Raw genomic sequence first — 20,331 nt, 5'->3', positions numbered from 1 at the left:
GCGCCCGGCCGCTGCCGCGCTGCCAACGGCGCCGTGGGACCAGCTCGGCGGGGGCCGGGATGCGTCAGGGCAGGCGGCGCTGGAAGCGCCCGGCGGCGTCGGTGCGGTCCTGGTACCCAAGTGCCCGGTAGAACGCGTGCGCGCCCTCCCGCGTGCGCAGGCTCGTCGCCTCCACGCTCGAGCAGCCCCGCATCAGGCCGAAGGTCTCCGCCGCCGCGACCAGGCTGGTGCCGATCCCGCGGCCGCGCGCCGACTCGGCCACGGCCAGGGCGACGATGCGCAGCCAGGCGCCGTCGACCTCGAAGGACGGGATGACGTGCGCGGCGATGACCCCCAGCAGGCGACCCCGCTCGTCCCACACGAACGCGGCCCCGTCGGGGTGCTCGCACCAGCGCTGGAGCCGCTCGGCGAGGTTGGTGTCGGCCTGCGGATGACCGTCACTTTCCAGCAGCCGGGCCACCTGGTCGGTGTCGTCCGGCGCGAGCCGGCGCACCCCGCGGGCGACCTGCTGGCGGTAGCTGTGCAGTACATCAGCGGTCATGATTGCAGCGTAGAACCGGACGGCCGGAGTGTGCTTGCCGGAAAGTAGTCACTCACGTTCACGGCGCAGCGGCCACCGCTTGACTGTGGGGCCGGACGGTCTAGACTTTGCGCCCCTCAGATCGCGCAGGAGTCGTCCGTGCACTCGCCCGAGGCCGAAGCCGAGGCCGAGGCCGAATCCGAGGACGAGGACGAGGACGAAGAGGAGCCGGACGGGGCGCGCAGGACGGTCAGCGAGGACTCGGCCAGGGCCTGCTCGAAGACCTCGAGCGGCTGGGCTCCCGAGACGCCCAGGCGCTGGTTGAAGACGAAGAACGGAACCCCGCTGATCCCGTACGCTCGGGCCTGCGCGATGTCCGCCTCCACGTCCTCGGCGTAGGAGCCGTCCGCGAGGGCCTGCTTCGCGGCGACCTCGTCGAGGCCGGTCTCGGCCGCGAGGGACGCCAGGACCGTGTGGTCGCCGACGTCGGCGCCTTCGGTGAAGTACGCCCGCAGCAGACGCTCCTTCAGCTCGCCCTGGCGGCCGCCGGCCTTGGCGAAGTGCAGCAGGCGGTGCGCGTCGAGGGTGTTGGCGGTGCGGGCGCGGTCGAAGTCGTACGCGAGGCCCTCCTCCGCCGCGATCGCCGTCACGTGCGCGAACATGCCCTTGACCTGGCTCGGCGACAGGCCCTTGCGCGCGGCCAGGGACTCGCCGACCGTGCGCGGGTCGCCGGTCGGGGTCGACGGGTCGAGCTGGAAGCTGCGCCACTCGACGGAGACCTCGCCGGGGTGGTTCGCGAGCGCGCGCTCCAGCCGCCGCTTGCCGATGTAGCACCACGGGCAGACGATGTCCGACCAGACCTCAATCTGGATCATGCGCGCACTCCTCACAAGCTCGTTGACGCTTCAACAATACTCGCGCCAGAGCCGAAGTCGAGTCGCGCAATTTCGTGAAATGTCCGAAAAGTCGGGCTAGCGAAGCGCCCGACTTTTCGTCCAACCGCCCGTCCACATAGGAGGCCTGGACCTGCTCACCAGTCCGAGTTGACGCCCCCGGACCCGAGGATCACCTGGTCGTAGCCGTTGCCGTCGTTGTCGTCCGTGTACGCCACGCTGAACTCGCCCCAGTTGTCGACGGCCACCCCGAGCTGCTCCTGCCGCCCGGTCGTGGTCTGGGTGAGCACCCGCGCGGGGAGTCGGCCGGCCGTCGTGCCGTCGGGGTTGAAGCCCCGCCCGTACTGCTCGGTCGCCGACCAGCCGACGACGGTGTTCGCCTGCCCGTCGATGCCGATCACCGGGTTCGTCCCGCCGTCGGCGACGAGCACCTCGGTGCCGCGCGCGACCGCGCCGGGGCCGAACGAGCGCGTCCACACGCCCGCGGTGCCGGTGTGGTCGGACTCCCACGCGACCGCGAAGTCCCCGGTGAAGTCCTCCGCGATCGCGGCGTGGCGCTGCTGGCCGTCGCCGAGGCTGTTCGCGGTACGCCGGGAAAGATTGACGGCCCCGTTGGCCTTGGCCAGGCCGACCAGCCCGATGTTGTAGTAGCCGTTCGCGTCGGCGTCCTCGTCCCACACGACCAGCGCGTCCCCGGACGCGGAGACCCCCACGTCGGGCCGGTGGTGCTGGCCGGTCTGCTGGGAGGCGAAGACCTCGTACGCCTTCGTCGCCGGTCCGGTGTACCCCGCCGCCTTCACCGTGTACGTGCTGCCCTGGACGTCCTCCCAGACCACGGTGAACGCGACCGCGCCGCTGGTCGGGGCGCCGTCCGGGTCCACCGCGACCTTCGGCAGGATCTGGTCGCCCGCGGTGTCGGCGTTGGCCCGCCCGGACGCGGTGACCGAGCCGGCCGGGGAGATCACGCGGTACTGGATGTTGTACACCCCGTTGCCGTCGCCGTCCTCGGCCCACACCACGACCGCGTTGCCCTTGTCGTCGATCCCGACGTCGGGCGACAGGTGGGTCCAGTTGCCGGTGCCGCCCGCGGAGAGCTTGAGCTCGTACTTGGCGACCCCGTTGGCGAACATGCGCACCCAGACGTCCGAGTGGCTGTTGTTCTCCGGCGCCGAGGTGTCCCGGTCGTCCTCCCACACCACGGCGACCTGGCCGTTGCGGTTGGTCGCGATGGCGGAGGTGTCCTGGTCTCCGGTGGCGACGGAATTGGCCGTCGTCCACGTCAGCGAGGCGAGCGTCAACGCTACAAGAGCCTGCATGTGTACTCCTAAATGCTCTGCAGGCCCGGACGGCCGTCGAGGATCGCGAACGACTTGAGCGTGGTGGCGGCCGCGCCGTGCTCGGTGACCGAGGCGACGCCGCGGAAGTCGGCGGTGACCTGCGCCGGCGTGATCGTCGTGCGCACGTAGCCGCGGCGGTTCGAGTAGAACTTCAGGTGCGGGTTGGTCGCGGCGTTGGGGATCGCCGTGTCCGCGCTGCCGTTGCCGCCCGACGTGATCGACGTGCACACGAGCTCGGTGCCGATGACCGCGGAGCTCGCGTTGGCGTAGTCGGCCTTGAGGTCGTTGGCCCACGAGGCGTGCACGTCGCCGGTGAGCACCAGCGGGTTGCGCACGCCGCGGTCCACCCAGCCCTGCTGGATGCGCGCCCGCGAGGCCCGGTAGCCGTCCCAGGCATCCATGTTGCTCGCGCCGGACGCGTCGAACTGCCGGGCGAAGAACACCTGCTGGCCGATGATGTCCCACTTCGCCAGGTGCTGCCCGAGGCCGTCGAGCAGCCAGGCCTCCTGCGCGGTGCCCGGCAGGCTGCGGGTGGCCAGGTCGGCGTCGGCGCACACCTTCCACCCGTCGCCGCAGGCCTGGTCGTTGCGGAACTGCCGCGTGTCGAGCATGTGGAAGACGGCCAGCTGGCCCCACTGGACGCGGCGGAAGAGCGGGATGCTGTTGCCGTTGTTGGCGTTGGCCGGGCGTAGCGGCATGTTCTCGTAGTACGCCTGGTACGCGGCGGTGCGCCGGGCCGTCCACTGCGCCGTGGTGAGCGCCGGGCTGCTGTCGGCCCGCGTCATGTTCGCGTAGTTGTTCTCGACCTCGTGGTCGTCCGGCACGACCAGCCACGGGGCGATGGCGTGCGCGGCCTGCAGGTCGGGATCGGACTTGTACTGCGCGTACCGGCGCCGGTAGTCCGCCAGCGAGACGATCTCGGCCCCGAGGTGCTGGCGCAGCGAGCCGGCGGTCGCGGCGTCCTCGTAGATGTAGTCCCCGAGGTGCAGGATCAGGTCCGGGCGGTCGTCGGCCATGCGGCGGTAGGCGGTGTAGTACCCGGACTCGTAGTGCGCGCAGGACGCGAATGCCATCACGAAGTCCCGGCCGAGCGAGCCGGGCGCGGGCGCGGTGCGGGTGCGCCCGACCGGGGAGATGTGGCCCTGCGCGCGGAAGCGGTAGTAGTACTCGGCGTCCGGCTGCAGGCCCCCGGCGACCACGTGCACCGAGTGGGCGGCGGCGTAGCGGGCCGTCACCGTGCCCGACGCGACGAGCGAGGCGAACGTGCTGGTGGTCGAGACCTGCCAGTCGACGGCGACGTCGGCGTTGGCCATCCCGCCCTGCCCGTCGGCGTTGAGCGGGGTCGGTGCGAGGCGGGTCCACAGCACGACGCTGCTCGCGTCCGGCTCGCCGGAGGCGACACCGAGCTGGAACGGGTAGGGGACGGCGGCGCTGGCGCTCTGCAGGGGCGCGACCACGGCCCCGGCGGCGGCGACCCCACCGAGGACGAACGTGCGGCGGCTGAGCCTATTCATGGGCACACCTTCGAGTCCGCTCATGAACACAGCATTGACGGTTATTGTATAGATGTCTACGGATGTGTACGCACCTGGTGCGGGGTGCGGCCGAACGCCTTGCGGAAGGCGCGATGGAAGCTCGCGACGTTGACGAACCCGGCCTCCGTGGCGATGTCGATGACGCGCAGATGTCCCCGGGACGGGTCGCGCAGGTCCCGGGACGCCTTCTCCAGCCGCAGCCGGCGCACGGTCGCCGCATAGGACTCCGGTTCCGCGCTGAAGAGCCCGTGGATGTACCGCACCGAGACGCCCAGCCGCCGGGCCGTCGTGGCGGGGGAGAGGTCGTCGTCGCTCAGGTGCTCCTCGATGTCCGCGAGCGCCGCGGCGTGGGTTCGCGGTGACCGTACCGGGGCCAGAACCGTGGGATCGAGTGCGATGGCGAGCATCCCGGCCGCGTGGACCGCCAGCCGCTCCGGGCGCCGCACCGCGGACACCGACTCCAGCGCGAGCCGCACCGCCGCGCCCACCCCGGCGCGCGTCGGCACCGCGGCCGCGGTCGGCACGGGGCCTTCCAGCAGGGTTCTCGGGACGAAGAACGACAGCTGCTCGAAGTCCGACCCGAACTCGAACCGGAACGGCCGCCCCGTGTCGACGAGTCCCAGCTCCCCGGGGCGCAGCAGCGTGCTCCGGCCGCCCTGCGCCATGAGGCTGGTCCCGCGCACCTGCAGGTTGGCGTAGTACCCGCGCACGGGCGAGCGCGCGATGTCGTCCTCGGTCCGCCGTACCGTCTGCCGCTGCGACGCGATCCGGGCGAGCGCGAGCCCGCCCAGCCGCCACTGCTCCACGTCGCCCGCGAACCCGCCGCGCAGGTCCGACTCCGGCGTCAGGGCGAGGAAGGCGGCGCAGATGAGCTCGCGCCAGGCCGCGAACTGCTCGCCCGGCGTGTGGTCCCCCGTCGACCAGTGCATGCTCCCCTCCTGTCGGCTAGCCGTCTCTGCACCCCATGCAACGTCCGGCTGCGCTATCGGCAACATGGTTGCGACGGGGTTCCGACACGGTGAGTGCATGAGGACTCGCTTCACCGACGCGTTCGGCCTGACCACGCCGATCGCCCAGGCCGGCATGGCATTCGTGGGCATGACGCCCGACCTGGCCGTCGCCGTCAGCAACGCGGGCGCGCTCGGCGCGCTCGGCGTGGGGCTCATGCCCGCCCCCGCGCTCACCCAGACGATCGCCGCGATCCGCGCCGGTACCCCCGGCCCGTTCAACGTCAACTGCATCACCGCGTTCACCGGTGACGAGCAGATCGACGCGATCTGCGCCGCCCGCGTGGCGGTCGCCTCGTTCCACTGGGGCCACCCGCAACAGGCCTGGATCGACCGCCTGCACGCGGCCGGCGTCCAGGTCTTCGAGCAGGTCGGCTCGGTCGACGCGGCCCGCGCCGCGGTCGACGGCGGCGTCGACGCGGTCGTCGCCCAGGGCCAGGAGGCCGGCGGCCACAACGCCTCGACGCTGCCGCTCTTCGCCCTGCTGCCCCTGGTCGCCGACGCCGTGGGCGCGGACGCGCTCGTGCTGGCCGCGGGCGGCATCGCCGACGGCCGCGGCCTGGCCGCCGCGCTCATGCTCGGCGCGGACGGCGTCTGGGTGGGCACCCGCCTCGTGGCCTCCACCGAGTCCGCGGCGCACGACGGCTACAAGGAGCGCCTGGTCGCCGCGGCCGCCGAGGACACCGTAAGCACCTCGCTGTTCGGCCCGGACACTCCGCGGTTCAACCCGATGCGCGTGCTGCGCAACCGGGTCGTGCGCGAGTGGGCCGACCGCACCGGCGACATCCCCGACTCCCCGCTTCCCGTGATCGGCGAGACGATCCTGGGCGGCCGGAAGATCCCGATGCACCGCTTCTCCAACCTGGTTCCGATGCGCGACGCGACGACGGGCGACCTGGAGGAGATGGCGCTGCTGTCCGGGCAGGGCGTGGGACTGGTGCACGAGATCCGCCCCGCGGCCGAGCTGATCGCCGAGATGACCGCCCAGGCGGAGAAGCTGCTCGGCGGCGCCTGGGCCTGACCCGATCCGGCCCGACCTGACCTGACCTGACCTAGGCTGCCGTGATGGACTTCTCGGGGCAGCGCCTGGTCGACGCCGACTTCTCCGGCACGACGTTCGACGGCCCGGTCACCTTCCAGCGCGCCGAGTTCGTCGGCGACGTCTCCTTCGCCGGCGCGCGGTTCACCGGCCCGGTCGCGTTCGGCCGGGCGCGGTTCCGGGGCCGCGCCGACTTCACCGGCGCCGAGTTCGCCGCCGAGGCGTGGTTCGGCCGCGGTACCGAGACGTGGTGGGAGGACGACGAGCGCTGGGAGACCGGCCTGGTCCCGCCGCCGTGGGACGAGGCCCTGGACGGCCCCGACCCGAACTGGCCGGTCGCCGTGCTGGTCGAGGACTACCAGGACTGGGAGGAGGGCGGCGACGGCGCCGTGTTCGCGGGCGACGTGACGTTCACGGGCGCGCGCTTCGCCGGCCCGGCCTGGTTCTACAACGCCCGCTTCGCCGGCGCGGTCTCCTTCGCCGGGGCCGCGCTCGGCGGCCGCTTCCACCTCGACCACCCGGCGGCCGACCTGACCGGCGCGCACTGGGCCGGCGACGGCACCGCGGTCTTCCCGCTGGGCTGGACGGCCCCCGAGGCCGGCGGCGAGGTGGTGCGGGATCCCTCGGCGGACCTGGGCGCCGACCGCCCGGAGCTGCGCCAGCCGATCGTCACGGCCCTGTGCGCCCTGCTGCGGTCGCCCTCCCTGACCGACGAGGCCCGCCGGGATACCCAGCGCCTCCTGACCGACCGCCTGCGCCGCTGGCCGGGCCTGATCGTGAACCTGTGCGCGGCGACGCTGGTGGACCTGGACCTGAGCGGCTGCTCGGCCGAGTACGCGGACTTCAGCGGCGCCCAGTTCCACGGCACGACGAGGTTCGCGGGCAGCGCCTTCGAGCGCGCGTCCTTCTCGCTGGACGGCCCGTGGGGCCACGCGACGTTCCTGGGTGAGGCGGTGTTCGACGCCGAGCGGCCGCAGTACGCCGTCTTCCGGCGTTGACCACAACGGCTACATGAGTAGAGTTAAGGTTCGTGCAGCGTCATCGTCCCCCGTCGCCGCAGACGGTCAACGTCCTGCGGGCACTGGCCGCCGACCCGGCCCGGTGGCGTTACGGCTACGACCTCGCCTCCGAGGTGCATCTCAAGTCGGGCTCGCTCTACCCGATCCTGGTCCGGCTGGCCGACTGCGGCCTGCTGGAGACGTCCTGGGAGCCGGGCGTCGGCAGCCGTCCGCCCCGGCACCTCTACCGCCTGACCGGCGCCGGTCGCGAGTTCGTGGCCGCCCTCACCGCCGAGCAGCGCGACCGCAGCGCCGCCCGTTCCCGTCGCCGCCTGAGTGAGGCGTAGATGCCGTACTTCATCGTGTTCCTGGTGACCCCGATCGCCGTGGCCATCGCGCTGTACCGCCGCAATCCGGCCCGGTTCCTGGACGGCCCGGCCGAGGATGCGCCGCTGCGGCTGCTGCGCTGGGCGGTCGGGCTCCTGTCGGCGCAGCGGGCGGAGTGGGGCCGGGCCATGCTCGGCGAGCTCGGCGCGCTGGAGGGCCGCTGGTCGCGGCTGCGGTTCGCGTTCGGCTGCACCGGTGCCGCCCTGGTCATGCCGCCCTGGGGCCGGGCCGCCGCCGCGCTGTGGGCCACGATCGGGATCGCCGCGGCCAGCCTCGCCCTCTTCGCCGTCCTGACCGTCGACTACGGGCTCGGCGTCGGTGGCTGGATCACCCTGGCCGTCGTCGCCCTCATCTGCGCCGGCTACCTGCTCGGCGCCAGCGCCCTGCTGCGCCGCCCCGGCATCGCGCTGCCCGGCGTGCTGGGCGGCGTCTTCGCGACCCTGGCGGCGCTGAGCCTGTCCGGCTTCACCGCGGTCGACCAGGTCACCTTCATCCCGAACCCCTGGCAGCAGTGGGTACGCGTGATCGCGGTACCGGCCGTCATCGGCGTCGCCGGCACCCTGTGGCGCCGCGACCCGGCCGCCGGGCGCCGCGTCGCCCGGCTGGCGGCCCTGAGCGCCGGGCTGCTGCAACTGCTCTACGCCACCGTCGCCGTCACGATCCTCGGCGGTGGCGGACCCCCGGACGAGGACGGCGGCTCCACGATCCGCGGCACCGTCAGCGACCGCCTCGGCAACAACGTTGTCGATCTCGTGGTCTCGACGCTCATCATCGCGATGGTCGGCTGGGCGGCCGCGGCGCTCGCCGGCTCCGTGATGCGCCGCGTGTCCCCAGCCGCCGCACCGGTCCAGGAGGTGTGAATCCCGTGGCACCACAACGCCGCCGAGCGATACGCCTCACCCTGCTGATCCTCGCCGTCGCGGTCCTGACCGCGCTCGCCGCGAGCCTCCAGCTCAGCAGCCGCTGAACCGGGCCCTCGCCAGCCTGCACCCCGACGGCCACGTGCGCGAGGCCGCGGTGTTCGGTGTGGGTCGGGCCGGTGCGGCTTCGGGCCTTGGCCGGACTGCGCGAGATGCTCACCGAACAGCCCGCCCGGTACCGCCCGCTGGTGGCGCGGGAACTGCCCGGCTCGCCGCCCGGAGGCACGCGGCTGCCCTCGCGGCTCTCCTGGAGCCGACCAACGACGACCATCGGTAGGCGGGTGGCCGGCCTCAGCCGATCGACGTCACTGCCCCGGGCGCAGGCTTGTCCGCGGGTCCGGCCATCGCGACCTCAGTTGCGCGTACTCGGCGATGAGTTCGTCGCGGCTGAGCCCGCCGCCGTAGACCGAGCCCCGCACCAGGTCTTCGAAGCGAAGGAAATCGTGCTCCATCGGTGTCAGGTCGTGCTCGGGGCCCACCACCCAACCCTTCTCCGCCGCGTTGACATTGCTGACTGCCCTGTTGTTCGCGAGGTGGGCCCACAGCTCGTAATCCCCGAACGCCTCGTCGTGCGGATCGACGACCGGGAGGATCTCCCTTCCCCGAGGGAAACCGAGCGCGCCGAAGAGTGCCAGCACGGCGTCCTCCCTCGAACGGGCTTTCGTCCCAGGTGTCGTGGACGATGGCCGCGATGGTCTCTGTTGCCGGCGTCCGCCCGGTCTCATGGGCCCAAACCACAAATGCTTCGGCTGCGCGTCCCGGCTCCACGCGTTCGGGCTGGCCGTCCAGGTGCGCGCATACACAGCGTTCGCCGGTGTTGGGCAGGGTGCATGGACACGGCCGCACCTTCGGGGGAGTGGGCTTCCAGATGGGCACACACGCTCTCCGAGACCCACCCGGCCAGCACTGGGGCCGCGGTCGCGGCGGCCAGTTCCCGGACGCCAGCCGCCAGCCGCAGCCGCTCCCGGCCGAACGGCAGGACCCCGACCCGCTGCCAGCCGTCCCCCAGGTCGTACAGCCCCACGCGGTCGCCGAACGAGGGCCACAGGCTTGGGACACAGAACTGCGATCCGAACGACTGCCGAACCCCCGGATACGCCGGAAGGTTGCCGTTGCCGTTACCGGGCCTCGCAAGCAGGAGCGTTCCGTACCAACCCATGAGGCGGCACCTTATGAGGCCTCACCCAGGCCATCAAGCCCTTGGCGAGACGGAGGCGGCGGGCAGATGGATCAGGCCATCGGTGGGACCCTGTTGCTGTCGCGCCGCCCGTTCCGGCATTTCGACGGGCGGCGTGCGCAGCGAAAATGCCAGTGAGCGTGGTGCGCCCGGTAGGACTCGAACCTACGACCTTGGGATTAGAAGGCACCAACGTTGCCGCGATCAGGCGGTTGACTGCCCCGCTCTTGTCTCCGGCTGGTGCTGGCGGCGATCGGCGCCGTGCGCGGCGGTTGCTGTCGGCCGCTCAGCGGCATCGACCTGCGAGAACCCGACCGTTGTAAGCGTCGGGCGGGCCGAGCTGTGTCAGCCGACGCGCTGAGAAAGACAATTGACGGGTGCATCGCCGGGCTCGACCTACTTGCATGCTTGACTCCCGGCAAATCATGCTAGGCAGTGATTGTGCCCGCGATTAACGCTTCCCGCGGCCGTCATCAAACTTGCTCAACCGGTTCTACCCCTGGAGCGGAAATGGGAAATCTAGGCAGGTACCAGGACATCGTCACGACAGCAAAGCAGCTGGGCGGTGTCGAAAAGTTGATTGAGACTATCGAATCGAAAGCCGTGACGAGGGCGGCTCCAAAACTTTTACTTTTAGGCGCTGCGGGAGGCGCGGCGTTGGCAGCGAGCGTAGTTGCCGGGAAACGCCTCTGGAGCAAGTACAAGGCTGGCGAAGTAGCCGCCAATGAGGCAAAGGAGCGACTTAGGGCTGAGCTTGCAAAACACGTTACCTCCGACCACGGCGACGCAGACCACGGAGAGGGCCCGACCGATGTCGACCAGAGCTGGCAGCCCTGAGGCAGCCCGTGTCGACGGTCGCGCCGCTTCGCGCATGCCGGCACCACCACTTGCCATAGGGACCGACAGCCGCTGCATCGGCTTCCTGTGGTCCGCTGGTTTTGAACCCGCGACCTTCCGAGTCCCGGCGGTAAGGCTCGGCACGGTCGGTCCCGTTGACCTGGAACGGTTGTCGGCCGGACTGGGTTGGGCTCGGTCCGGTCGGTTGCGGTACTCCGCTGCTGTACGCGCCAACGGCGAGCCGCACATGAAGAGGCACGATCGCGGCGGTCGTTGACCGGTCGTCGCGCTTGCTTGTGTGTCTGGCCCCTGACTGTCGATCTCCCGTAATGGAGAGCATTTCGCGAGAATCGACGTCAGTTGATGTTGATGCATGAGTGGACAAAGTTTCTATTTTGACGCGAATCCAGGCGCAACGGTGCACTCGCCATCCATCGCTGGTTCGCGAGTGGACCAAGCGCGATGCCACCTCAAGGCGGCCTTCGGCCGCTGCGCGCGCCGATGCCCAGCGCTCACCGGAAGCGTGAGCACTGGGCATGCGAATGGTCGCGGACTGAGTGGGGGCTCCTACGTGATCACGACGCTTGGTGACGCTCGCTCCGGGAACACGCAGTCGCCGGCGACGCCACCGCGCCTTAGCATCGAAGCACCGACATGGCGGGGAGTTGTGGATGCGATCTCGTATATCGCGGCCGCTGCGGATTCTCATTGCGGCAGGCTTGATCCTGACCCTGGCCTTCATTGACCACTACGTGTTCCATCGCTCCTTCGTGTACGTGCTTGTCCTCATGGTGTCGGTCTTTGGCCCGATGGTCCTGTGGCGGTGCCTGGAGGAAGCGGCGCAACGGCGACGGACCCGTGCCCAGCAGGCTCCGAACGGGGCAGAACAGGATGCCTCCGGCGAGTAGGGCCTCCGGCCCTACGACCCGGGTGCGGCCTCCGGCGTCCAGGGCATCCCGCCCTGGACCCGACGCTCCGGGATGCCAAGATCCGCCGCGGCCTCCCACCGCACACCACAGGCAGCCAGACCACACCTGCCCGCTCTAATCGGTACGCGGCAGCAGGGAACGCGAAAGCTCACCGCACGTGACTACTGCAACATCGCGTTGCTGTTGATAGTTGCCGGTGGGGTTACCTACCTGGTCCTTCTCGCGGCAGATGGTTCCGGGGCAGCCGGCGTAGTCACCCTTCTGAAGACCTTCGGCGTCGTGGCATTACTCGGGTTGCTGTTGGCAGCAGTCCGTGCCATTTCGAGTGGTTGATCGCGTTAGGGCAGTTGGACGCTTCGCTGGACACATCCGAACAGCGGGCTTAACTCCAGAGCTTCTCAAGCTGCTGCTGAGCGAGGAGTAGCGCGCCAACGGTCTCCAGCCCATGGATCGTCTTGCCGATTTGGGCCATTGCCTCGCCGAACGGCATGGTGACGACGCTCATGTCGAAGTATTTCTCGATTTCGGTGTCGCCTTGTGCCGGCCCAGACAGCCGTACGGGCGCAGCGAGGTAGAAGTGCACGTACTTGTTGGTCTCGGACGGCAACGAGTAATAGTCGCCGAGGGCATGCAGCTGCCCCTCGTCCGTGAGCGTGTAGCCGGTCTCCTCTACCAGTTCGCGCAGGGCCGCGTCGGCTGTCGGTTCCTCGGCCGAGACGATGCCGGCCGGGAGCTCCAGCGTGTCTCTCTTGAGGTTGTGCCGGTACTGCTTGACGAGCACGACGTGGCGGTCCGCGGTGACCGGGACGGTCATGACGCTCGGTGTCGTGTCGACGAAGTACCAGTCGATCTCCTGGCCATCGGGCATGCGCAGCAGCTCGCGCACGAAGCGCTTCGGCTTGTCGACGAGCACGTCAGTGCTCAGGAGCGTCGCGTCCTTCATCTTGGCTACCCAGTTGCTCATGGCGTCCCTGTTGCTGTCGCGCCGCCCGTTCCGGCGTTTCGACGGGCGGCGTGCGCAGCGAAAATGTCAGTGAGCGTGGTGCGCCCGGTAGGACTCGAACCTACGACCTTGGGATTAGAAGTCCCCTGCTCTATCCACTGAGCTACGAGCGCATGTCGTCGCACAGGCTACCGTCATCCCCCGTGGCCGTGCTGAAGACCTGCCTAAGAACAGCACGCCGCCGGTTCCGGGAGCAACCGGGTAGACGGCGGGCCGGCGCCGCGGGCGGGGAAACCCTCGGCGCCGGCCCGCCGCCCGGTCCTCAGACGCCCACGGGCACCCGGGTGCGCGGCTTGCGCCGCGGCCGCGGGCCGGGACCAGGCTCGACCGCCTCCTCCTCGTCGAGCTCCACGTCAGAGTCGTCGTCGGGTTCGCCGTCGGATTCGTCGTCGGGCTCGGCCTCGGAGCCCGGGGCCGGGGTCTCGAAGGCCGCGGCGAGGTCGTCGGTCGCGGCCAGCGAGGCCAGGATCTCCTCGGCGAACGGGTCGCCGTCCTCGACCAGCGTCACCACGCCGCCGAGGTCGGGGTCGAAGGCCTGGCGCCGCGGCAGGCCGTTGATCTCGTCGGCCGGGACCGTCGGGGCCTCGCCGATACGCGCGTCGCCGAGCTCGTCGTCGATCGTGCTGGTCGCGGTGTGCGGCCTGATGCGGGCGAACTTGGCGCGCCCGCGCGAGAGGTCGTGGCCCACCGTCTGCGCGTCGAGCTCGTAGCTCACCCGGCGCACGTGGTCCTCGGTCTCCCAGTCGCGGCTGTACAGCCGGCCGGTCACGATCACCGGATCGCCCACCTGCACGCTGCGCGCCACGTTCTCGGCGAGCTGCCGCCAGCAGTTCACCCGCACCCGCAGGCTGTCCCCGTCGATCCAGCGGCCGTCGGCCCGGTCGAGGCGCCGCGATGTCGACGCCACCTTGAAGCTTGTGACCAGCGTCTGGTTGTCCACGAGCCGGCGGCAGTCCGGCGCGTTGAGCACGTTGCCGACGACGGTGACCATGGTCTCGAACACGGTCTTGCTCCCTCCATGTTTCCCTTGCGGTGTCGGGAGAGAGCGTGCGCGAAACGGGGGTCGTCCCGCTGGGCGTGAGGGCCGGATCTGTGGACGGCGGGGTGCTTGTGGACGGGGTCGCGGGCCGGGCCGAACCGTGCTATCAGACCCGGAACTGGCCCACGAGGACGCGCAGCTCACGGCTCATGCCCGAGAGCTCCTCGACGGCCGTGCGGGTGTCCTCCACCCCGTCGGTCGTCACCCGCGCCGCGTCGGAGATGCCGGCGATGTTCGCGGCGATGTCGGCCGAGCCGGCGGCCGCCTGCGCGATGTTGCGGCTCATCTCGTCGGTGGTCGCGGTCTGCTCCTCGACGGCGGCCGCGATCGTCGTCTGGTAGTCCCCGAGCCGCCCGGTGACCTCGACGATCCGGTTGATCGCCTCCGTCGCGGCGGTCGTGTCGGCCTGGATGCTGGCGACCTTGGCGGCGATGTCCCCGGTGGCGCGGCCGGTCTCCTGGGCCAGCTCCTTGACCTCGTTGGCCACGACGGCGAACCCCTTGCCGGCCTCGCCCGCGCGGGCCGCCTCGATGGTCGCGTTGAGCGCGAGCAGGTTCGTCTGCCCGGCGATGTCGGTGATCACCTTGACCACGTCGCCGATCTGCGCGCTCGAGCCCGAGAGCCGCCCGATGAGGTCGAACGCGGACTGCGTGAGCTCGGTCGTCTGCCCGCCGACGCGGGCGGCCTCGGCGGCCGTACCGGCGATCTGCTGAATCGACGCGCTCATCTGCTCGGCGCCGGTGGCCACGGTGTGCACGTTGCCGGAGACCTCGTCGGCGGCGGCGACGATCAGCCCGGACTGCGCCGAGGTCTCCTGCGCGCTGGCCATGATGCGCCGGGAGGTGTCGGTGAGCCGCTCGCTGGCGACCGCGACGGTCGCGGCAGAGCCACTGATGGCCCGTACCGTTGCCGCGATCTTGTCCACGAACGTGTTGAACTCCCGGCTCACGGCCGAGAACTCGTCATGCCCGCTGACCGTGAGCCTCTTGGTGAGGTCCCCGTCGCCCTCGGCGATGTCCGCGAGCCGGTCGTGCAACGCGCGCAACGGCCGGATGACGGACAACGAGAGCGCGACGGCGAGCAGGATCGACAGCGCAAGGGCGATGACGCCGACCGTGTTGGCCAGGCGCTGCGTGCGGTTCGCGCGCGCCGCGGCGGCCACGTGCGCGGCCGCCTCGAGCTTCTTGGCCGAGGCCAGGAGCGCGTCGACGCCGTCGGCGATCCGCGCGTACACCTGGAGCCCCTCGCCGACCACCAGCTCGTTGGCCGCGCTGACCTGCGCGGGCGTGCCGGCCCGATAGCCGGCGACCACGCGGTCGTCCATGGCGACGAAGTCGGCGTACGCGGTGCGGATGGCCTCCACCGAGCCCCGGTCGCCCGCCGAGAGCGGCAGCTTCGCCATCGCGTCGAGCTCGGTGCTGAAGTCGCGCATCGCCTGCAGATACGCGGCCCGCGTCTCGGCCGTGTCGTCCGTGGCCCCGGGCAGCCCGCGCACGACGTCGAACGCGTACCCGACCTGCCACCCCGAGATGTCGGTGATCCGGAACTTGAGCTGCTGCGCGGCGTCGAGCTGGGCCTGCGAGGCCGACAGCCGGACGGCCGTGTCCCGGGTCCCGCGCGCCGCCGAGATCGCCGACAGCCAGATGGCCACGACACACAGCGACACGACAAGGAACCCGACCACCAGCCGCGTGACGACCCGCGTCCGCCGGAGCGCGTCCATGCCCGACCTATCGGCGCCACCGAACCGCACCGAAGCAAAAACCAAAGATCCAAAAGCGGCGAGCTACCGCGATGTCCGCGGTGGTCCGGACCGTAACTCCCGTGGCCTCACCCTCCGCGTGGAGGCGCGGTCGACCTGGCGGCGCGCGCCCCTGCTCGCCGGGCGGGGCCGGCGGCCGGCTGGCAGACTGGCCGGATGCCGACCTTCGAGCAGCTCTTCGCCCAGCACGTCGCGACCGGAATGGCCCGCCAGCTGGCCCTGGCCGACCTCATCGGCGAACGCGACTGGCAGCTGGACCTGTCCACGGGCCAGGCGACCTTCGGCACCGACCTGCGCTACGACATCCAGCTGCTGGGCACCGAGAGCCACAGCGACGAGACCTGGCTGTGGGCCTGGGCCAACGAGGCGAGCAACCTCCCGCCGGACCTGCTGCGGCTGTGCGCGTGGCTGCGGGAGTACGGCGCCGAGGAGCAGGTCGCCGAGTTCCTGACCCCCGGCTTCCCCCTCGCCCAGGCCGACGGCCACCGCCTCGCCCTCGTGGCCGGAAGCCTGACCGGCCGCCCGTACTACCGCGGCCCCTACGACGGCGGCGCCGTCTTCTTCCACCTGGAGGGCACCCCGGCGCAGCTGTCGGCCCCGGTGCGCCCGGAGCGGGCCCTGACCGTCCTGCAGCAGGTGATCTCGGCCTTCCCGCTGGACCACCGCACGACGGCGAGATCCTTCTTCGAGCAGCAGACCTGGGGCGTCGACGAGGCCGCGGACTCGATGATCGTCCAGCACCCGGAGGGCACCACGATCCGCATCTCCTTCGACGACCTGGGCCGCATCAGCAAGATCGAGGGCACCCTGAGCTGAACGTGAAGAGACCGGCATCCACGGGGGAAGACGCCGGTCTCACTATGCATGATAGTTGCCACGGCACCGACCCGCCACCGCAGCGTTGCTCGGCGGCGGTGGCATGCCGCGGCGCTCACACCTCCCGTGCCGGGGCGGCCGGTGGGGACACGCGGCGCATCACGGAGCCGGCGAGCGCGGCGGCCGCCCAGCCGACCATCGCGATCGTCAGCGTCGTCACCGCGAGGTGGACGATGTTGTTGCCGAGGCGGTCGCTGACGGTGCCGGGGATCGTGGAGCCGCCGCCGCCGAGGACGGCGACCGCGACGGTCACGACCGCATGGAGGGCGAGGCTGGCCGCGGCGATCCCGATCGTGGCCCACAGTGCGGCGGCGGCCCGGCCCCACGGGGCTCGCCGAGCATGGCCCGGCCCCACTCCGCCCGCTGCGCCGACAGGAGCCCGACCGCCCAGCGCAGCAGCCGCAGCGGCGCATCCTCGGCCGGGCCGTCCAGGAAGCGGCGGTACAGGACGATCGCCACGTAGCCATTAGCGTCAAGAGGCCCTAGGCGCAGGAGGGGCGGCCGCCGGCCGAGCACAGGCGGTGGATGAGCGCGTACCGCTCGGGCGGCAGCCCCGGCCGGTGCACCACCGTCAGCGGGCCGAAACCGTGTGCGCGAGGGAAGGCGATCGGCAAGGGGCCCGAGAGCACCACGCCCTCCAGGTGCGGCCAGGAGGCGAAGACGCGCTCCAGGCCGGGGACCGCCGTGTCGTCCAGGTCCGGGAAGGCGCCGTCGTCCTCGATCCAGACCCAGACCGACGGGGCCGTGCGGGTCTGTTTCGCCTTGAGCTCGATCGCCCGGACGAGGCGTCGGCTGGTGCCGGTACCGCTGCCGCGTTTGTTGAATCCGCGCAGCTCCAGCCGCACGTCGCCGAGGAGGAGGTCGCCGACCGGGGGCTCGAGCACGGGGCGGACCCCGGCCAGCAGGGCCTGCGCCGCGAGGTGGGCCTGCAGGCGGCCGTGGCGCTGCTCGTCGCGGCTCGGGTTACGCGCCAGGTGCTCGCGCAGACGGGCGATGCCCTCCACGTGGTGAGCGGCGAGGAAGCGAAGCGCATCCATGAAAGGTTCTCCGCGATCGCGCTGACAAATGCTGACAAGCCGGGCGGGCGCTTGCCCACCGGACCGGGCGGGACGCAGCTTCCGGATCGAAGCGTTTCACACTCCGAGCGAGAGGTCCGCCGCCATGCCCCAGAGTTCAGTGCGCCGCGCCGCCGGTGCGTTCGCACTGCTCGTCGCGGCCGGCGCGTTGTCCAGCCTGCCACTGGCCAGCGCCTATGCCGATCCCGCCCCCACCAACGTCACCGTCAACACTCGCGCCGGGCTGGCCACCGTCGCCGACACCGCGCTCGGCGTCAACCACGCGATCTGGGACTCGGAGCTCGGCACGACCGCCGTGTCCGACCTGCTCGGCGCGGCCGGCGTGGGCATGGTGCGCTACCCCGGTGGCTCGTACGCCGACATCTACCACTGGCAGACCCACACCGCGCCGGGCGGGTACGTCGCCCCGAACACGGACTTCGACACGTTCATGGCCGGCGCCCGGCGCACCGGCGCCCAGCCCATGATCATCGCGAACTACGGCACCGGCACCGCGCAGGAGGCGGCGGACTGGGTGCGGTACGCGAACATCACCAAGGGCTACCACGCGAACTACTGGACGATCGGCAACGAGAACTACGGCAACGGCCACTACGGCACCGCCTGGGAGGCCGACGACCACGCGGACAAGAGCCCGAAGCAGTACGCCGAGGAGGTCGTGGCGTACTCGAAGGCGATGAAGGCCGTCGACCCCGGCATCAAGGTCGGCGCGGTGCTCACGACCCCGGCCAACTGGCCCGACGCGCTCGTGGGCGCGGGCGACGCGGGCTCGTGGAACCAGGTGGTGCTGTCGATCGCGGGCCCGTCCATCGACTTCGTGGACCTGCACTGGTACCCGGGCGGCAACGGCGAGGCCGACGCGCTGACCAAGCCGGGCCAGATCGACGACATCATGTACATGGTGCGCGACCAGCTCACCCGGTACGCGGGCGCGAACCCGGGCCGGATCGGGATCAGCCTCACCGAGACCAACGCCGGCGTCGGCCAGAACACCCAGCCCGGCGCGCTGTTCCTGGCCCAGACCTACAGCGGCATGCTCGAGAACGGCGTCTTCACCGTCGACTGGTGGGACGTGCACAACGGCATCGGTACCGTCTCGACCGTCGCCGGCCAGACCGACTACGGCGACTTCGGCATGCTGTCGAGCGGCAACTGCAACGCCGACAACACCGTGTGCGAGCCCGCGAAGAACACCCCGTTCGCGCCGTACCACGCGCTGAAGCTCATGCACTCCTTCGCGCACCCCGGCGACCAGCTCATCCGGGCCGGCACCGACAACCCGCTCGTCGCCGCGCACGCGGCGCGCCGGGCCAACGGCGACCTCACGGTGCTGCTGGTGAACATGGACCCGGCGAACAGCCACGCGGTGAAGATCGCCTACGACGGGTACACCCCCTCCTCAGCGGCGCCGACGGTCGAGTCGCTGCTCAACGGCGCCGGCGGCATCGCCAGCGCGCAGTCCGGCACCGCGGCCGCGCAGACCCTCGCGCCGTACTCGCTGACCGTGCTCACCCTGCACCCGGCGACGTCCCAGGCCAACGCCCCGAAGGCGCCGGCCCGCCCGTCGGCGAGCGCGATCACCGACCGCACGGCGACGCTCACCTGGCCGGCCTCGCAGGCGGGCGTGAAGTACGAGGTGTACCGCCAGGTCGGCGCGCGCTCCGAGCAGCTCGGCGAGACGACCTCGACGACGTTCACCGCGGGCAACCTGACGCCGGGCACGCGGTACACCGTGAACATCGTGGCCCGCGACGGCTCGGGCCGCGCGAGCTGGTCCTCGCCGCCGCTGACGTTCCTGACGGGCGCCCCGGCGACGAGCACCTGCGGCATCCGGTTCGCGGACACCAACGACTGGGGCAACGGGTACGTCGGGAACATCGACATCACCAATACCGGTACCGCCGCGATCAACAACTGGACGCTGACCTTCACGTGGCCGACCGGCTGGCAGAGCCTGAGCAGCGGCTGGAACGGCACCTGGACCCAGACCGGCACGACGGTCCGTGTGACCCCGGCCGACTTCAACAAGGACCTGGCCCCCGGCGCATCGACGAGCGTGGGCTTCGTCGGCGCCTACAACGGCCCGAACATCCCGCCGGCGGCGTTCACGCTGAACGGCAACGTCTGCTCGATCGGATAGCGTTTTTTTCAAGCAATTCAGAGCTACCGCGATGTCCGCCGGGCCCCTGACCGTTACTCCCGTGGCCTCACCCTCCGCGGGTGGTAACGGTCAGCCTGGCGGTGCGTTCACGATTCGTCGAGCGTTCGGTCCGGCGGTCGCCGCCACCAGTTGGGCGACCGCCGGATCGTTCTCTAGCGCCGGGCGGCCACACCGTCCAGCAGCAGCATGTTGGAGGCGTCGCCGTGCGAGCCGCCGGTCCCCACGTGCTTGTCCGAGATCCCCGCCCCATGCTTGATCACGTGCACGAGCGCCATCGCGTGCCCCCGCCCGACCCCGTAGTCCTCCTTGAGCCACTCGATGACGGCCCCTGCCTTGACCTGCGGCCCGTCGAACCCCTTCCCGGCGGCGACGGCGAGCAGTTCCCGCGGCGTCATCCCGGTCTTGGTCTCCAGCGCGTCGATGTAGGCCTGGAACGACATGATCTCTGCTCCCTAGCGTTGGCTCCTGCCTTACAACCACGCGTCGAACTCACCCGGCCCCTTTCGACAGCCGCGCCGAAGTTTTTCCGACGCGCCCGTACTGTGTCCGCATGGACGAGCGCCGCCTGGACGACACCCGCAACGCCATCGGTGTCCTGACCCTGCTCTTCCAGGCCCCCCAGGACAGCGAGACGAGAAGCGGCTACCTGCAGCAGATGATCGGCGACGAGGACGCGGTCGCGGACGTGGGCCGGGCCTTCACCGGGATGACCAACCTGGCCGCCCTGATCCTGCTGGACCACGCCCGCCGAACCGGCGAGCCGGCGACCGACGTCCTGCGCCGCATCGCCACAGACCTGGCCGCCACCTGACGGTGAGCCGCACGGATCCGGCTC

22 protein-coding genes and 1 tRNA gene are annotated in these 20,331 nt (G+C 71.0%); 9 read left to right on the top strand and 14 right to left on the bottom strand.

Annotation, left to right across the window (positions count from 1 at the left end):
* Window positions 1-64: 64 nt before the first annotated feature.
* The 5 genes from AC6JBM_RS37945 to AC6JBM_RS37925 form a co-directional block, all read right to left on the bottom strand.
* Window positions 65-541 (bottom strand): GNAT family N-acetyltransferase, encoded by a 477-nt coding sequence (locus AC6JBM_RS37945; protein ID WP_350620403.1) that lies wholly within the window; start codon window positions 539-541, stop codon window positions 65-67.
* A gap of 116 nt (window positions 542-657) precedes the next feature.
* Window positions 658-1,395 (bottom strand): DsbA family oxidoreductase, encoded by a 738-nt coding sequence (locus tag AC6JBM_RS37940; protein WP_497978709.1) that lies wholly within the window; start codon window positions 1,393-1,395, stop codon window positions 658-660.
* 155 nt (window positions 1,396-1,550) lie between these two features.
* Window positions 1,551-2,729 (bottom strand): hypothetical protein, encoded by a 1,179-nt coding sequence (locus AC6JBM_RS37935; RefSeq protein ID WP_497978708.1) that lies wholly within the window; start codon window positions 2,727-2,729, stop codon window positions 1,551-1,553.
* An 8-nt stretch (window positions 2,730-2,737) separates the two neighbouring features.
* On the bottom strand, window positions 2,738-4,264 hold the full coding sequence (locus AC6JBM_RS37930; protein ID WP_497978707.1) for an alkaline phosphatase D family protein: 1,527 nt from the start codon (window positions 4,262-4,264) through the stop codon (window positions 2,738-2,740).
* 56 nt (window positions 4,265-4,320) lie between these two features.
* The gene (locus AC6JBM_RS37925; protein ID WP_497978706.1) at window positions 4,321-5,214 is read right to left on the bottom strand and encodes an AraC-like ligand-binding domain-containing protein; all 894 of its coding nucleotides are present in this window, start codon (window positions 5,212-5,214) and stop codon (window positions 4,321-4,323) included.
* Window positions 5,215-5,311: 97 nt separating this feature from the next.
* On the opposite strand from AC6JBM_RS37925, the gene AC6JBM_RS37920 reads away from it, so the two are divergent.
* From AC6JBM_RS37920 to AC6JBM_RS37905, 4 genes are read left to right on the top strand one after another with little or no spacing between them, the layout of a single operon-like run.
* A complete protein-coding gene (locus AC6JBM_RS37920; RefSeq protein WP_497978705.1) occupies window positions 5,312-6,313 on the top strand; it encodes an NAD(P)H-dependent flavin oxidoreductase in 1,002 nt (333 codons plus the stop codon).
* Between the two features lie 44 nt (window positions 6,314-6,357).
* Window positions 6,358-7,329: a pentapeptide repeat-containing protein gene (locus tag AC6JBM_RS37915; protein WP_497978704.1), complete on the top strand. Its 972-nt coding sequence runs from the start codon at window positions 6,358-6,360 to the stop codon at window positions 7,327-7,329.
* A gap of 32 nt (window positions 7,330-7,361) precedes the next feature.
* Entirely contained in the window at window positions 7,362-7,676 is a 315-nt protein-coding gene (locus AC6JBM_RS37910; protein ID WP_497978703.1) for a PadR family transcriptional regulator, read from the top strand.
* Window positions 7,677-8,576: a hypothetical protein gene (locus AC6JBM_RS37905; protein ID WP_497978702.1), complete on the top strand. Its 900-nt coding sequence runs from the start codon at window positions 7,677-7,679 to the stop codon at window positions 8,574-8,576.
* 365 nt (window positions 8,577-8,941) lie between these two features.
* Here AC6JBM_RS37905 and AC6JBM_RS37900 read toward each other — a convergent pair whose 3' ends face one another.
* Window positions 8,942-9,274 carry a hypothetical protein gene (locus AC6JBM_RS37900; RefSeq protein WP_497978701.1) on the bottom strand — a complete coding sequence of 111 codons (333 nt, stop codon included), beginning with the start codon at window positions 9,272-9,274 and terminating at the stop codon, window positions 8,942-8,944.
* A 1,049-nt stretch (window positions 9,275-10,323) separates the two neighbouring features.
* On the opposite strand from AC6JBM_RS37900, the gene AC6JBM_RS37895 reads away from it, so the two are divergent.
* The gene (locus tag AC6JBM_RS37895) at window positions 10,324-10,650 is read left to right on the top strand and encodes a hypothetical protein (RefSeq protein ID WP_497978700.1); all 327 of its coding nucleotides are present in this window, start codon (window positions 10,324-10,326) and stop codon (window positions 10,648-10,650) included.
* Between the two features lie 719 nt (window positions 10,651-11,369).
* Window positions 11,370-11,558 (top strand): hypothetical protein, encoded by a 189-nt coding sequence (locus tag AC6JBM_RS37890; RefSeq protein ID WP_497978699.1) that lies wholly within the window; start codon window positions 11,370-11,372, stop codon window positions 11,556-11,558.
* Between the two features lie 403 nt (window positions 11,559-11,961).
* Here AC6JBM_RS37890 and AC6JBM_RS37885 read toward each other — a convergent pair whose 3' ends face one another.
* From AC6JBM_RS37885 to AC6JBM_RS37870, 4 genes are all read right to left on the bottom strand, one after another.
* Entirely contained in the window at window positions 11,962-12,543 is a 582-nt protein-coding gene (locus tag AC6JBM_RS37885; RefSeq protein WP_497978698.1) for an NUDIX hydrolase, read from the bottom strand.
* 76 nt (window positions 12,544-12,619) lie between these two features.
* A tRNA-Arg gene (locus AC6JBM_RS37880) sits at window positions 12,620-12,695 on the bottom strand.
* A gap of 149 nt (window positions 12,696-12,844) precedes the next feature.
* On the bottom strand, window positions 12,845-13,585 hold the full coding sequence (locus AC6JBM_RS37875; RefSeq protein WP_497978697.1) for a single-stranded DNA-binding protein: 741 nt from the start codon (window positions 13,583-13,585) through the stop codon (window positions 12,845-12,847).
* Between the two features lie 142 nt (window positions 13,586-13,727).
* The gene (locus tag AC6JBM_RS37870; protein WP_497978696.1) at window positions 13,728-15,344 is read right to left on the bottom strand and encodes a methyl-accepting chemotaxis protein; all 1,617 of its coding nucleotides are present in this window, start codon (window positions 15,342-15,344) and stop codon (window positions 13,728-13,730) included.
* A 195-nt stretch (window positions 15,345-15,539) separates the two neighbouring features.
* On the opposite strand from AC6JBM_RS37870, the gene AC6JBM_RS37865 reads away from it, so the two are divergent.
* Complete coding sequence (locus AC6JBM_RS37865) at window positions 15,540-16,199, top strand: DUF6882 domain-containing protein (protein WP_497978695.1); 660 nt, start codon at window positions 15,540-15,542, stop codon at window positions 16,197-16,199.
* Between the two features lie 115 nt (window positions 16,200-16,314).
* Here the strand turns inward: AC6JBM_RS37865 and AC6JBM_RS37860 are convergent, their stop codons facing one another.
* Genes AC6JBM_RS37860 through AC6JBM_RS37850 form a run of 3 tightly spaced genes read right to left on the bottom strand, consistent with a single transcriptional unit; the run spans window position 16,315 to window position 17,296 of the window.
* On the bottom strand, window positions 16,315-16,512 hold the full coding sequence (locus AC6JBM_RS37860) for a hypothetical protein (RefSeq protein ID WP_497978694.1): 198 nt from the start codon (window positions 16,510-16,512) through the stop codon (window positions 16,315-16,317).
* Window positions 16,509-16,718, bottom strand: coding sequence for a hypothetical protein (locus AC6JBM_RS37855; RefSeq protein WP_497978693.1), 210 nt, complete (start codon window positions 16,716-16,718; stop codon window positions 16,509-16,511). The genes AC6JBM_RS37860 and AC6JBM_RS37855 overlap by 4 nt, the downstream gene beginning before the upstream one ends.
* A gap of 23 nt (window positions 16,719-16,741) precedes the next feature.
* The gene (locus AC6JBM_RS37850) at window positions 16,742-17,296 is read right to left on the bottom strand and encodes a hypothetical protein (RefSeq protein WP_497978692.1); all 555 of its coding nucleotides are present in this window, start codon (window positions 17,294-17,296) and stop codon (window positions 16,742-16,744) included.
* A 124-nt stretch (window positions 17,297-17,420) separates the two neighbouring features.
* On the opposite strand from AC6JBM_RS37850, the gene AC6JBM_RS37845 reads away from it, so the two are divergent.
* Window positions 17,421-19,475, top strand: coding sequence for a cellulose binding domain-containing protein (locus AC6JBM_RS37845; protein WP_497978691.1), 2,055 nt, complete (start codon window positions 17,421-17,423; stop codon window positions 19,473-19,475).
* 173 nt (window positions 19,476-19,648) lie between these two features.
* Here AC6JBM_RS37845 and AC6JBM_RS37840 read toward each other — a convergent pair whose 3' ends face one another.
* Window positions 19,649-19,936 carry a DUF4287 domain-containing protein gene (locus AC6JBM_RS37840; protein ID WP_350616357.1) on the bottom strand — a complete coding sequence of 96 codons (288 nt, stop codon included), beginning with the start codon at window positions 19,934-19,936 and terminating at the stop codon, window positions 19,649-19,651.
* 110 nt (window positions 19,937-20,046) lie between these two features.
* On the opposite strand from AC6JBM_RS37840, the gene AC6JBM_RS37835 reads away from it, so the two are divergent.
* A complete protein-coding gene (locus tag AC6JBM_RS37835; protein WP_497978690.1) occupies window positions 20,047-20,307 on the top strand; it encodes a hypothetical protein in 261 nt (86 codons plus the stop codon).
* The last annotated feature ends 24 nt before the right edge of the window (window positions 20,308-20,331 follow it).

The sequence above is a fragment of the Dactylosporangium thailandense genome (assembly GCF_059739745.1).
The sequence above is the reverse complement of the archived record's forward strand: the minus strand, read 5'-3'. Positions and strand labels throughout refer to the sequence as shown.